Annotated in this window: 8 protein-coding genes; 6 read left to right on the top strand and 2 right to left on the bottom strand. The window is 56.0% G+C overall.

Translation table 11 applies throughout. The annotated features are described in order from the left end of the window. The 6 genes from IAE27_RS09470 to IAE27_RS09495 form a co-directional block, all read left to right on the top strand. The coding region (locus IAE27_RS09470; protein ID WP_200092340.1) for a BapA/Bap/LapF family large adhesin at window positions 1-3,340 on the top strand (3,340 nt) is incomplete at its 5' end. A 170-nt stretch (window positions 3,341-3,510) separates the two neighbouring features. Then, window positions 3,511-4,947, top strand: coding sequence for a TolC family outer membrane protein (locus IAE27_RS09475; RefSeq protein ID WP_154022809.1), 1,437 nt, complete (start codon window positions 3,511-3,513; stop codon window positions 4,945-4,947). After that, on the top strand, window positions 4,944-7,091 hold the full coding sequence (locus IAE27_RS09480; protein ID WP_070557420.1) for a type I secretion system permease/ATPase: 2,148 nt from the start codon (window positions 4,944-4,946) through the stop codon (window positions 7,089-7,091). Before IAE27_RS09475 ends, IAE27_RS09480 begins: the two co-directional genes overlap by 4 nt. Further along, the gene (locus IAE27_RS09485) at window positions 7,088-8,293 is read left to right on the top strand and encodes an HlyD family efflux transporter periplasmic adaptor subunit (protein ID WP_049129430.1); all 1,206 of its coding nucleotides are present in this window, start codon (window positions 7,088-7,090) and stop codon (window positions 8,291-8,293) included. Before IAE27_RS09480 ends, IAE27_RS09485 begins: the two co-directional genes overlap by 4 nt. 224 nt (window positions 8,294-8,517) lie before the next feature. Next, window positions 8,518-11,661, top strand: coding sequence for a glycosyltransferase (locus IAE27_RS09490; RefSeq protein ID WP_142475561.1), 3,144 nt, complete (start codon window positions 8,518-8,520; stop codon window positions 11,659-11,661). A gap of 42 nt (window positions 11,662-11,703) precedes the next feature. After that, the gene (locus IAE27_RS09495) at window positions 11,704-12,633 is read left to right on the top strand and encodes a hypothetical protein (RefSeq protein ID WP_064370586.1); all 930 of its coding nucleotides are present in this window, start codon (window positions 11,704-11,706) and stop codon (window positions 12,631-12,633) included. A 35-nt stretch (window positions 12,634-12,668) separates the two neighbouring features. Here the strand turns inward: IAE27_RS09495 and hspQ are convergent, their stop codons facing one another. Both hspQ and rlmI read right to left on the bottom strand, forming a co-directional pair. Next, window positions 12,669-12,986: a heat shock protein HspQ gene (hspQ, locus tag IAE27_RS09500; protein WP_004100817.1), complete on the bottom strand. Its 318-nt coding sequence runs from the start codon at window positions 12,984-12,986 to the stop codon at window positions 12,669-12,671. Window positions 12,987-13,045: 59 nt separating this feature from the next. Further along, window positions 13,046-14,248 (bottom strand): 23S rRNA (cytosine(1962)-C(5))-methyltransferase RlmI, encoded by a 1,203-nt coding sequence (rlmI, locus tag IAE27_RS09505; protein ID WP_049129428.1) that lies wholly within the window; start codon window positions 14,246-14,248, stop codon window positions 13,046-13,048. Between the last annotated feature and the right edge of the window lie 101 nt (window positions 14,249-14,349).

Consider the following 14,349-nt stretch of genomic DNA (forward strand, 5'->3'; position numbering starts at 1 on the left):
TTCTGACAGCGACTCGGACTCTGACAGTGATTCTGACTCTGACAGCGATTCCGATTCTGACAGTGACTCGGATTCTGACAGTGACTCGGATTCTGACAGCGATTCGGACTCTGACAGCGATTCCGATTCGGACAGCGATTCTGACTCTGACAGCGACTCGGACTCTGACAGCGATTCTGACTCCGACAGCGACTCTGACTCCGACAGCGACTCGGATTCGGACAGTGATTCGGACTCCGACAGCGATTCTGACTCTGACAGCGATTCCGACTCTGACAGTGACTCGGATTCGGACAGCGACTCGGACTCTGACAGTGATTCGGATTCCGACAGTGATTCGGATTCCGACAGCGATTCGGATTCTGACAGCGATTCGGACTCTGACAGCGATATTGAGGCCAACCCCGATAGCAACAGCCCGGACGTTGTCGCGCTGGAAGGTAACCTGAACAACGTCAGCGGTACCAGCGGTCAACTGGTTGGCCTGACCTTGCTCAGCACCGTCGATGTCTCGCTGCTGGCGGGCAATAATCTGCGCTTTAGCGTGGGATCCGGCACCGTGGAGGATATGACGGTATCGGTGAACGGCAACTCGCTGCTGACGGCGAGCGGATTACTGACCACTATCGTCAATCTGCTGGGGGCAGGAAATACCCTGAAGGCCGATCTGTCGGTGGTGAATACGGTCACCGGTGAAGTTGTGGCGATAGCAGAAAACAGCGTCTCTATCTCGGCGAGCCTGCTTGGCGGGCTCTCCTACAACGGCACGGTCTCCTTCGCCAATCTGCCGGCCGGCGACTACACCATGGTTATCTCTGCGCCGGAAAGTAACGGCACCCTGGTATCGTTGATCAACGCGCTGGCAGCGGCACAGGTGGCAAGCTTCGTCAAAGTGGATGTGACGGATTCGGTTGGCTACAGCGTCGGCGCCATTGAAGGTAACGTGCTGGATACAACCGCCAGCGGCGATATGCAGGATAGCGGTCAGGGCATCTCGGTCACCAGTGCGGTATCGGATTCCGTCGACGGATCGACACCGGTCAATGTGACCAGCGCTGGCGTCGATATCACCGGAGCTTATGGGGTGCTGACGATTCACTCTGATGGCAGCTATAGCTACCAGTTGACCAAAGGCGGGGCCGCTATCGGTAAATCGGATGTCTTTAGCTATACCATTACCGATGAAGCGGGTAATACATCGACGACGAACCTGACGATTAATATCGGCGGCAATATCGAACCGGCGCAGGCCAATCCGGATGCTCAGGAAACGGATCTGACCGCGACGTTCGATACCCTCAACGGAGAAAGCGGTACCGTCGGGCAGCTCGTCGGCGTCTCGTTACTCGGTAACGTCAATGTTGGGTTACTTAACGGTAATAGCTTTGACTTTGATGTGGCCGCCGGCGCGAACGAAAAAGTGCTGATGACGGTCTCAGGGAGCACCGGTCTGAGTCTGGGCGCTGCACTGACGACGCTGCTGAGCCTGTTGGGCGGCGCATCGTCCTTCACGGCGGATCTCTCTATCATCGATAAGGCTACCGGAGAAGTCGTGCAGGTCCTGACAAACGCCGTCAACATTAACGTTAACGGCATCGGGCTCAGCCTCGGCTATAGCGGAGGCGGCTGGTCCTCGATGTTACCTTCAGGATCGTATACGGCGGTGGTCTCCTCACCGAATACCGGAGGCCTGCTGGGGGCCCTGCTGGACCTTAACCTGGGGACCTTTGTCAACGTCTCGGTCACCGATTCTGAGGGCTATCACACCGACAGCCTGACGGGCAACGTGCTGCAAAGCGATGGTGCAGGCGACGTAGCGGATACAGGGGTTAATATTAAGGTGACCAGCGTCACCGCCACCTCGGTTAACGGCGCTGAACCTAAGGAGGTCAGCGGCAGCGGAACGACGATAGAGGGCGCATGGGGATCGTTGACCATCCACAGCGACGGTAGCTATACCTATCAGCCTTATGGCGGAGTGAATAGCGTCGGTCAATCGGAAGTCTTTACTTACACCATTACTGACAGCCTCGGCCACACGGCGAGCACCACGCTGACGATCGATATCGATAGTCCGGCTTCGCTGGCGGTCAATGACCAGGTCACGCTGAACGTAGCAACGGCGCTAGCAACGGTGAATGTTCCGGCGATTGACACTGCGGGGCTGAATACAAGCGGTAAATCAACCACGGGAGGCGTATCAGCAACCAGGACCATCAACTTCAGCGTTGGGGCCGATCGCGAAATGGATACGCTCTCGGTGAAAGTGAACTACACCGCTAGTGGCTCGGTGGTCAATACCGTCAGAATTGACAGCACGGTCAGCATTTATCACGTGCTCAGCGATGGCAGTAAGGTTCTGGTATGGCAGGGCACGCCGACAGAGAGCTTGACCACCGTTATCGGCACCACAACAAACGCTGCGGATACGTTAACGCTGACGAATGTGGCATTGAGCGAAGGTAACTACGAGATGGTTCTGGTGTCTAAGGCGACCGCCACTCTTGATACTTTCTTAACGCCGGCACCGAATTATACCGTCGGGGCTTCGATAACCGGTACGACCATTGACACCGCGACGCACTACACGGTAGCGGGAACCAACGTCAGTGGAAATATACAGAACGGAAATAACTCAGGCGGTACGGAAGATTTCCATGGCGTACTGTACTCGTCTTACAGCGTCTCCGGACACACTTCCAGCGGCGCTGCGGAAACCTGGACTTTCCACAGCAATGGCAGTATCACGACCAGCAACGGGAGTAACGTAAGCGCAACCAGCGTCACAATTTACGGTGACTATGGCACCCTGACGATGGCGAATAATGGTTCTTACACCTACAGTCTGAAGGCAGGAATGGATGTGTCGACCATCACGCATAAGGAAGTCTTTGCCTACTCGGTGAACGACAGCAATGGCGCTTCTTCCGCGGCGACGCTGACTATCGATCTGCATCCGCAGATTACCGGCAGCGTGAACGGCGACGACATCCACAGTACCGCTTACGACGATACCTTCACCCTGGGCATCGGGGCCGACACGGTAATCTACAACCTGCTGGCCGATGATAATACCGGCGGCAACGGAAGCGATACCTGGAAGGACTTCTCGGTTGCGCAAGGGGATCATATCGACGTATCGGCGCTGCTGGTCGGCTGGGATGGTAACAGCAGTAGCCTGGGCAATTATGTCACCTTGAGCTACGTGGGCAGTAATACGGTGGTATCTATCGACCGCGACGGTGGCGCAGGCAGCCATCAATCGACAACCTTAATCACGCTGGAAGGGGTGCATATCAATTCGCTCAACGAGCTGCTTGATACCAATAACTCCAATTAACTAGCTTAAATCGATGACGGCACAGGGAAGCGCCGTCCAGATTATTTTATCGCGGAGGAATCATTCAGGTCAGTGAAGCGGGAGAACGCCGACTATCATTTAATAAAAATAATGATGCGGAAATTATTATATCCGTTTTTTCAGTGCGTGTTTTCTGAAGGGTAAATTTGATGCGTCTATTTATACAAAAAAGGAATGTCATAACCTGTGGCTATACAGCTCTATTAATCACGTTAAATCCGTCGCTTTCAGCTCATGCGGAAAATTCATATTTGCTGCCGAATGATATTAGCAGCCAGCGTTTAACCGATAATCAGCAGGTCGCGGGGTATAACGACGAGATTATTAACAGTCAGACCCGAATATCCGGTCCGCTGGATATTAAAAAGGCGGTAAAAAACGCGGTGAACTGGCATCCCTCTATTACGCAGGAGGTCAGTAAGCTTCAGGAGATGGCGCAAAAAGTTGATGTGGCGAAAGCAAAATATTACCCGCAAATAAGTGCGGGTATGAATAATGGTTATACAAACACTTATTCTGATGCCGGATATACGCCATCGCTGGTCGTCTCAGTGTCGCAAATGCTTTACGACTTCGGCAAAGTGTCCAGTTCGGTGAGAGCAGCAGACTCCGGCGTGGCTCAGCAGCAGGCCACCGTGATGCTGAATATCGATCAGGTCGCTCACGATACCGCCGCAGCGGTAGTCCAGGTGCAGGGCTATCAAAAGCTGGTTGAAATCGCCAAAGCGCAGGTTAACTCGCTACAGCAGATCGGCGATCTTATTCGCCAGCGCAACGATGCGGGGGCATCTTCATTATCGGACGTTGTGCAGACCGATACCCGCGTGGAAGGCGCGCAATCCACGCTCCTGCAATATCAGGCGGCCCTTGAACGCTGGAAAGCCACGCTCGCGACCTATATCGGCATCGGCGGAATCGCGACGGTAACGGATGATGTCCCACAGGGAATGGATGCCGCCTGCGCGGTATCCAAAATCGATTACCGCTCCGTTCCAGCGGTACTGGCGGCGCTGGCCCAGGCCGGTCAGGCGCAGGCGCAGCTGGATAACGCCAACGCGCAAATGCTGCCGACGATTTCCCTGGAACCGGAGGTGACCCATTATCTTAACGATAACTACGCCAACAGCGCGGTGCTGAATAAAACGCAATATTCCGCTTGGGTAAAAGTGCAAATGCCTATCTATCAGGGCGGGGCGATGACCGCCTCCCGAGACGCCGCCCAACAAAGTCTGGCGGCGGCGAATGCGGCGATCAAAACCGCCCAGCTGGACGCCAGCCAGAAGCTGAACGCCTCTCGCGATGAAGCGGTCAATCTTGCCCAGTCGCTGGGGATTCAGAAACGACAGCAGCAGCTGGGCGAGCAAACCCGGGCGCTGTACCAGGATCAGTATCTCCAGCTCGGTTCACGGCCGCTGCTGGATCTGCTCAACGTCGATCAGGAAATTTACCAGGCCAGATTTAGCCAGGTCCTGACGGAATCACAACTGCGCTCGCTGGAGCTGGACTGCCTGTTCAGCACCGGCAAGATGCGCACGGTGTTCGTGCTGGAAAATCAAAATATCCAGGGCGTGGAGATCCGCCCATGACCCCACAAGATGAACGTGCCGGAAAACCGCACTTGTCCGATTGGTCGAATGCGATTGCCTTTATTGCCAACCACTATCGACAAAGTTTTTCTCCCGGAACGCTACATGCGGCTGCCGAATGGGCGACGCAGAAAACCCTGCCCGAAGCGCTCCGGCACCTGGCGCGCCACGCCGGATTACACTGCCAGTTTTTATCCGCCACCGATCAGAAAATGTCGGCCTGGCGACTACCGCTCGTTATCCAGCTGCGCGATGGCCAGGTGGCGATAGTTGAAAGCTTTGACGTCAATAATGCCGTCGGGGTGCGGTTCGTGAAGGAGCTGTCGCTGCTCAGCTACTGCCCGCTGGAAACCCTGTTGCCGGAAATTGACAACACCGTTGCTTTTCGCCCGTCGTCTCCGGAAAGGGATATTCGCACAGAAAGCTATCTGACCCGCTTTCAGCCGGACTGGCTGCGTAAAATTGTGCTGAAAGATCTTCGCCCCTATATGCACGTCATGCTGGCTTCGTTCGCCATTAACGTTCTGGCGCTGAGCGGGATTCTGTTTTCGATGCAGGTATACGATCGGGTGATCCCGGCCCAGTCTTATCCCACTCTTTATGTCCTGTTCAGCGGCGTATTGCTGGCGGCGGTATTTGCTTTTGCGCTGAAAATTATGCGCGGACACGTCACGGATCTGCTCGGCAAACGTGGGGATATTCGGGTCTCGGACCGGGTTTTCGGCCACGCGTTGCGCCTGAAAAACAGCGCAGTGCCGCGCTCAACGGGGAGCTTTATTTCGCAAATCCGCGAGCTGGAGCAGGTGCGCGAAATGATGACCTCAACGATGATGACCATCGTGGCGGATTTACCGTTCTTTTTGCTGTTCCAGGTGGTGCTGTTTATCGTCTCGCCGTGGCTAAGCTGGATAGCGCCGGTGGCGACGGTTCTGATGATCCTGCCCGGCCTGCTATTGCAGCGCAAGCTCGCGGCGCTGGCCAACAAAAATCAGCACGAAAATACCTTACGAAACGCCATTCTGGTGGAAAGTATTCAGGGTTTGCAGGACATCAAAATGATGCAGGCGGAAAGCCGCTTTTTGCATCAGTGGAATAGCTATATTGCGATTACCGCCGAGTCGGGGGTCAGAACGCGCAGGCTCACTCATGGCCTGGTCAGCTGGGGAATGTCGGTACAAAACCTGCTATACGCCACGGTAGTGGTGGTCGGCGCGCCGCTGGTGATTAATGGCGACATCACCACCGGGGCCATGGTGGCGGCATCGATGCTTTCAACCCGCATGGTCGCGCCGATGACCGCGCTGTGCGGCGTGCTTGCTCGCTGGCAGCAGGTGAAAACGGCGAAGGCCAGCCTCGATAATCTGATGGCGCTACCGGTCGAAGGCGGCCAGGACGAACCCCGGGTTCACCGCGCCGTGCTGCACGGTAACTACGAGTTCCGCCAGGCGGAATTCCGCTACGGCCTTAACGACGCCGCGATTCCGCTGCGAATTAACCAGCTATCGATTAAAGCCGGTGAGAGAATCGCCATCCTTGGGCGAATCGGCGCCGGTAAATCGACCCTATTGCAGGCGATGATGGGCAACGTCGAGCTGGTCGCCGGCGAACTGCGGCTGGATGATTTAAGCCTGCCGCAGATCGACCTTGCGGATATTCGCCGCAACGCCACTTTGCTCACCCAGGAGGCGCGGCTGTTTCACGGCACCCTGCGCGAGAATTTAATCCTTGGGCGGCCAGCGGCGACGGATGATGAAATCTTCTCGGTGCTTACCCTGTGCGGCGCTCTGGAGTTTGTACGCAAACTGCCCCTCGGCCTCGAACATATTGTCATGGAAGGCGGGGTGGGGCTTTCAGGCGGCCAGCGCCAGTCGCTGCTGCTGGCCAGAACCCTGCTGCGCGATCCGAACATCGTCCTGCTTGATGAACCGACCTCTTATTTCGACGAGCGAACGGAAAAGGCCTTTGTGGAACAGCTGGCGCTGTGGGCCGGCGAGCGAACGATGATTATCGCCACGCATAAAGCGGCGGTGCTCAATATCGTTGACCGGATTCTGGTCATCCAGGATGGACAGCTGGCGCTGGATAAACCTAAAGCCACCGTCTTTGAACAAGAGAAAGCCCGCGGCCAGGTGGTGAATATATGAATAAGCTTCCCCTGATGGCGGATCATGACCCGGTGGCGCTGCTGCCGGATAACGAACAAGACGAAGCGAAGATCGTAAAATCGCGGCGGCTGATACTGCTGCTGGCCGGTATGCTGCTGGTGGGCGCTGTCTGGGCCTGGTTCGCCGTGCTGGATGAAGTCTCTACGGGCACCGGAAAAGTGATCCCCAGCTCCCGGGAGCAGGTGATTCAGACCCTCGATGGCGGCATTTTAACCGAGCTGAACGTGCAGGAGGGCAGCAAAGTGCAAGCCGGACAGGTCGTGGCGCGCCTCGACCCCACCCGCAGCGAATCTAACGTGGGGGAAAGCCAGGCGAAGTATCGCGCCTCTCTGGCGGCGAGCATTCGCTTAACTGCTGAGGTCAACAATCAGCCGCTGGCGTTTCCCGACACCCTGAAAGCCTGGCCCGCGCTGCTGGCGGAGGAGACCCGCCTTTACCATAGCCGCAAGGAGCAACTGAGCAAATCGACGCGTCAGCTGGATGAGTCGTTAAAGCTGGTCAATAGCGAACTGGCTATTACTGAAAAACTGGCGAAAACCGGGGCGGCGAGCAACGTCGAAGTGCTGCGTCTTCGTCAGCAGGTCGCGGATATTAGTTTTAAAAAAATCGATCTCAATACGCGTTATTTTGTTGACGCGCGTGAACAGCTGTCAAAAGCCAATGCCGATGTGGCCAGCCTGGCGGAAGTGATTAAAGGGCGCGCCGATTCGGTGACGCGTTTAACCGTCCGCTCGCCGGTACAGGGAATTGTTAAAAATATTAAGGTCAATACTATTGGTGGGGTTATTGCGCCCAATGGCGAATTGATGGAAATCGTGCCTGTAGACGGCCGTTTATTAATCGAAGCGCGGATCTCCCCTCGCGATATTGCTTTTATCCATCCCGACCAGCAGGCGCTGGTCAAAATTACCGCCTATGATTATGCCATCTATGGCGCACTTAACGGCGTGGTGGAAACCATATCGCCGGATACCACTCAGGATGAAGCTAAACCCGATATTTACTACTACCGGGTATTTATCCGTACTGATAATGATTACCTGGAGAATAAGAGCGGCAAGCGCTTTTTAATTGGCCCGGGGATGATCGCTACCGTTGATATTAAGACTGGTGAAAAAACGGTTATGGATTATCTGGTAAAACCATTTAATCGGGCCAAAGAAGCATTACGGGAGCGCTAATCAAAGTGCGAACATCTTGTCGGCTACGGGTTCTCCGCCGTTTGCGGTCCGGGAGATGTGCCGGGGCTGATACCCCGGCGCGGTATACGGGAATGACAGGTCGGATAAGGCGTCATACGCCACCCGACAATAATGTGGCGCAATCTCTAAAACGAGTTTGTTTGCAGTCTCTGATAATAATTTTTAAACATCCAACGCATTCTTGAATAAATGGAGAGGGAAAGATGGCGCTAAGTGACTTACTGCAACAAGCTTGCTTTCAGGCCAAAAAATTGAAATCCACCGTGTTGCCCTCTGACTATCCGGCATGGGTGATCTTCTTTAGCGTCAGCGATGGCAAAGAGCGGGCGCATATGCATATCGCCAGCGGAACCAGCTTCGATCTCGCCTGGCTGGCGGGGGCCAGAGCGCTGCAGGAGTGGCGTAAAAAGCAGGCCAATGAACCGCAGTGGCTGCGTATCGACGTTGTGGACAGCGTGGAAAAGCTCAGCTGGCACTCCCTCAATGAGAAATTCAGAGTCACCAAGCGCAACTATTTTCGCTTTGGACTCGCGTTTGACCCGCAGTTTAGCTGTGCGATGCTAGAGCAGGAAATCGCCGGCAACGCGCTGCTCTACGACGGCGACAATGGCGTCGTCGCGCCGAATAGCGTCAATTTGCAAAACTACGGCCAGCGGCGGTTTAAGCAGACGCTTAGCTGGCCGGAGGATCCGCAGCAGCCTCTGTGGCGTTTTAAAACCCAGGCGGTCTTCTGCGATCGCTTTGGCGTAAAAGTCATTGAACATGCCGGGAGGGGCTCCGGCTATCGCGCCATTGGGGAAAACTGGCAGGAAGCGTGCCTGGCTGAAGTGATTAAAAAAGGCAGCGATTATCTGGCCCGTCAGGTCAGGAAAGATGGGCTGTATCATTATGGCTGGTTCCCCTGTTTCGATCGCCCGGTCCGTTCCTATAACGCGCTGCGCCACGCCAGCTCGACCTATTCGCTGATCGAAGGCTGGGAAGCGACGCGCCAGCCGTCGGTTCGCCAGGCCATAGACCGGGCGATTGCGTATCTGGTAAGCACGCTGATTGAGGTGCGGACGTTGGATGATGGGCGCGAGGCAGCGTTCCTCTGCGACGTTGGCGAGGAGATCAAGCTTGGCGGTAATGCCGTCAGCATCCTGGCGCTGGTAAAATATACCGAAACGACCGGAGACCGGCAGTACCTGCCGCTGATGGCGCAGCTGGCGACCGGTATTGCCTGGATGCAGGATCCGCAAAGCGGCCAATTTGTTCATGTATTAAATAGCCACGATCTGTCGTTGAAGGCCAAATTCCGCATTATTTACTACGATGGCGAAGCGGCGTTTGCCTTGATGCGCCTGTACGGCCTGACCAAAGAGCCGTTGTGGCTGGACGTGGTGGAAAAAGCCTTCGCCTATTTCATTCAAAACAAACACTGGCAGCATCACGACCACTGGCTGAGCTACTGCGTAAATGAATTAACCCGCTTCCGCCCGGAGGAGAAGTACTTTCGTTTTGGTCTCAATAATGTGCGCGATCATCTTGATTTCGTACTGCATCGTGTGACGACCTATCCCACGCTGCTGGAGCTAATGATGGCGGCGTCGGAAATGGTCACCCGGCTGGGCGCCTCGCCCGAGCACCGCCACCTGCTGGATGATTTTGACCAGCAAAAATTCTGGCAGGCGCTGGAAACCCGCGCCCGCTATTTGCTGAACGGCTTCTTCTGGCCCGAGCTGGCGATGTTCTTTAAAAATCCCGCGCGGATCGTTAACAGCTTCTTTATACGCCACCACAGCTACCGCGTACGTATCGATGACGTCGAACACTATCTCTCCGGCTTTATCGCCTATCAGAAATACCACTTAGCGGCAAAAAAGCCGTCGCTCCAGCAGGACAACGCGCCGTCGTCGATTGATGCGACGCCCGTTTTTCTGCTGGAGACGCTACGCGATGTCGGTAACGGTATCGAGGTGGCCGCCATGCGTCGGGCGAAGCTGTTCACCGAACATCTGCGCGCCGTACCCTGGCTGATTACCGCGGCGTGGAATCCCGAATTATCCGCGGTGGTCAAGGCGCTGAAGGCGCGGGGGGCGCTGCCCAAAGAGGTACCGGTTTATAACCTTTACCAGTGGTTAAGCGACTGCCTGGAGATGAACGCGATTGCGACACTGGAGCCGCTGGTGGGGAGTATTGAACTCAGGCATGTCGTCAATCCCGACGCGGACCTGCCGGTGGGAAAACAGAACTTCCTGCTACGCCCGCAGGGGAAAATTATCGAAGATTATATCGATAGCGCCGGCAATATTCTGCTGCGTAAAAGCTTTGATGAGAAGAAAGGCAACCTGCGGCTCAGCGCTCTGGAAATTGCCCTCGCCGGGGGCGACGTCAAACGCTTTACTCTGGAGGAGGACTTTTTTTCGTGGATGCTGGAAACCATGCTGGCGGGGAAAGGGCGTTGGCACTTTATCGTGGATAAAAATAAAACGTGGAAAAACTTCGTCTGTTCACGGCCAGCTCAGCGTATGGCCTGCTCATTAAGCGCCATTATTCACTCCCATCATCAGCTCTCTAACGGCGCGCTGAAAAGCTCATATCGACACCTCCTGGAGCAGCCGGATCTCGTCGACCAGTTGATTATCCTCACCGATGAGCAGTGGCAGGATTTGCAGCAGGAGGGATTCCCGGCTACGCAGATGGCGGTGATCCCCAACCATCTCGATAACGGCAATATTCCGGCAAACCCGCAGAAAGTGCCGTCACAAACGGTTATCTACCTCGCGCGTTACTCGGAGGAGAAGCAGCACGCCTTACTGCTGAGCGCCTTTCGTAAAGTGCTGGCGGTTATCCCCGATGCGCAGCTGCACACTTATGGCGTAGGGCCGCTGCGGCGCAGCCTGAGCGCGCAGGTGGCGGAGTGGGGGCTGGCGCAGGCGATCCATATCAATGGCTTCACGTCCGACATCGCCCAGGCGCATAAAACGGCCTGCTGTACCGTGCTTTGTTCGACTCAGGAAGGGCAGTCTATTTCCGCCGTGGAGGCGATGGCCTACGGTACCCCGCTGATTAGCTTTGCTATCAAATACGGTCCGCGCGACATCCTGCAGGACAGGCAGGCGGGGATGCTGGTTCCCTGCGGCGATGAAGAAGCTCTGGCGGCGGCGTTGATCAAGGTTATCGCGGACAAAACGCTACAGCAAAGTATGCGGCAGGCCGCGCTGCGCAACGCTCAACGCTATTATGCCAGCGCCATCGCCGAACATTGGGCGGCGTGGCTGCAGGCCAGCGAGCGGCTGATGGCAGCGCAGGCGAAGGCGGATTTCGGCCTGGCCAGCAAGAGTCCACAGGCGGCTAGCGTTGGGTAACCGTCCGTGTCCGTTTCCCCCGCGCTCGCCGTAGGAGAGGCCATGAGGCGAGTCGTCGCGCTGCTGCTGGCCTGCGGCGGCTGTGCGCCGCTGCTGGCCCGTGACGTGGTGCAGGTTGCCCGCTGCGTGCCAGGATCGCTGCTGCACAATCATCATCTGGAAAAAGCGCACGTTGTCGATGAGTTTCATATTTATTACAGCCTGCAGGGTAAGGACGCCCTGCAATATCCGCAGGATAGTACCGGCGATGGCGTGCCGGATGTCGTGAAAGACATCGCGAGCCAGCTTCAGGCTGCAAAATATCTTTACACCTCGCTGCTGGGTCTACGACCGCCGCTGCAGCAGAAAATTTATACCCAGGCCCGACAAATTAATATCTACCTGCTGACGCTTCCTAAAGGTCACGGCCTGGCCTTTGACCGCGTGGCGGCGGAAACCATGAACGATGGCGCGACGCTCCCCTGCGGTTTAAAAATTGTCCTCAATGCGGCCCGGCGGCCGGCGCGCAACGTTACGCCCGCCCATGAATTGTTCCATTTGTATCAGTACGGCTACGCGGTTTTTAAACAGAAATGGTATCTGGAAGGCATGGCGCGCTGGATGGAAAATGCATTCAGGCCCGCGGAGCAAAGCATCTTGCCGTTAGCCGCCCCGCCCGTTTGCGAAAATTATTTCTCGCGCGGCTACGGCGCGGCAAGCTTTTGGGCCAGCTACGCGCAGCAGTCGTTTGCCGCCACCATATTGCCGGACCACGCGCTGGCGTATCGCTACATCGACGGTAGCCCGGTGTTTAAAATTCAGGTTTTACCGGGTGGGGCGATGCTCGCGCCTTTTTTTCAACAGCTTGCGCTTAATAGCGAGGGCATTTCACGTGAGATGAAGCTGGCTAATACCCGCTGGAGTGAAAAACAGCAGCGTGACGGACGGTTTAATAACCAGATATGCCAGGCGCTGGCAGCGACTGCAAAATGATAGGGGAATAAAAAACCCGCAGCGCGGGTTTTAGGTTAGTTGCGCAATCGCGGCGCCTGCAGCTGCTGGCGTATGGTTCTCGCCAGCTCGTCCAGAGACGGTTGCTCCGGATGCTCATCGCTGGGCTCGCTGCTTAGCTGCGCTTCTGCAAGATAAGTGTGAATCGGCTGGCCATCGTCATCTTCCATCACCACGTGATACCAGGGCGCAAGACGCAAATCGTCGTTAGCGGCGATTTCGTCCACTTCCGGCTCCGTGAGCGAATATTCTGGATCGACATCGACGATTACGCCCAGGTAGCCCAGAAGCGTGTGGCGAACTTGTTGGCCGATACCGAATTTGCTGGCTATCATAAGCACCTCCCGGGTTACATGATTACCTGCTATATGCGGGCCGATTCTCCATTTTCAAGTTACATAATGCGACAAGCAAACCCTTTCAGATACAGCCCTTCCGGATAGGTTGCAATCACCGGGTGATCGGCAGCCTGACGGAACTGTTCTATAAATTGTACATCACGTCCGGCATCCAGGGCGGCATCGGCGATGATTTTCTGAAATAAATCGGTGGTCATCAGGCCGGAGCAGGAGAAGGTCAACAGAATGCCGCCGGGGTTCAGGAGCTGGATCGCCAGCATATTGATATCTTTATAGCCGCGGCAGGCACCCATCAGCTGGCTTTTGTTTTCGACAAACTTTGGCGGGTCCATCACGATGACATCAAACTTTTCGCCTGAATCGCGATATTTACGCAGCAGCTTGAACACATCGTCACGGACGAATTCCGCTTTCGATAAATCCAGCTTATTCAGCTCAACGTTCTGTCTGGCGACGTCCAGCGCTTCCTGCGACGTATCGACGCTGACAACCTGACGGCAGCCGCCCATCAGCGCAGAGATGGCAAAACCGCCGGTGTAGGAGAAGCAGTTCAGCACACGTTTATCCGCAACATAGCGACGCGTCGCCAGGCGGCTGTCGCGCTGGTCAAGGTAATAGCCGGTTTTGTGGCCGCCCTGAATGTCGACCAGCAGCTGCATACCGTGCTCGGTAATCGGCAGCAGGGCAGGCGGCAGTTCACCGACCACCGGCCCCTGCGCCAGCTCCAGGCCCTCTTTTTTACGTACCGCGACATCGCTACGATCGTAGATGGCGCAGTTCGGGAACAGCGTTTGCAGCGCGCTGACAATTGACGCGCGCTGATATTCAGCGCCGGCGCTCAGCAGCTGCAGCACAAAAAAGTCGCCAAAACGATCGATGGTAACGCCCGGCAGGCCGTCGGATTCTCCGGCAATCAGGCGGTAGCTATCGAGCCCGTCGCGGGCCGCCAGCCACTCGCGCCAGGTGTGCGCCTGCTGCAGGCGACGCTCGAAAAAGGCGTTATCAATGGCTTCCGTGCGATCGAAGCTCCAGACGCGGGCGCGGATCTGCGACGAAGGCGAATAGGCGCCGCGGGCCAGCCATTTTCCCTGTGCATCCACAATATCGATGGTTTCACCTGAACGGGCTTTACCTTCCATCCGGGCGACGGCGCCGGAGAAAATCCACGGATGGCGACGCAGCAGGGATTTCTCGCGTCCTTTGGTTAACACTAAGCGGGGGAAAATGGAGTCTGTCATGGAGCTACCTTTAAGCAACGGGAATATCGGCACCGAAAAATGGCGCGTAGATTAGCACAAGTGGTTGTGGCAAGCACCATTCCACCGCTATCGGCAGGTGA

The sequence above is a fragment of the Klebsiella sp. S69 genome, from assembly GCF_016516145.1.
GTDB lineage: Bacteria > Pseudomonadota > Gammaproteobacteria > Enterobacterales > Enterobacteriaceae > Klebsiella > Klebsiella oxytoca.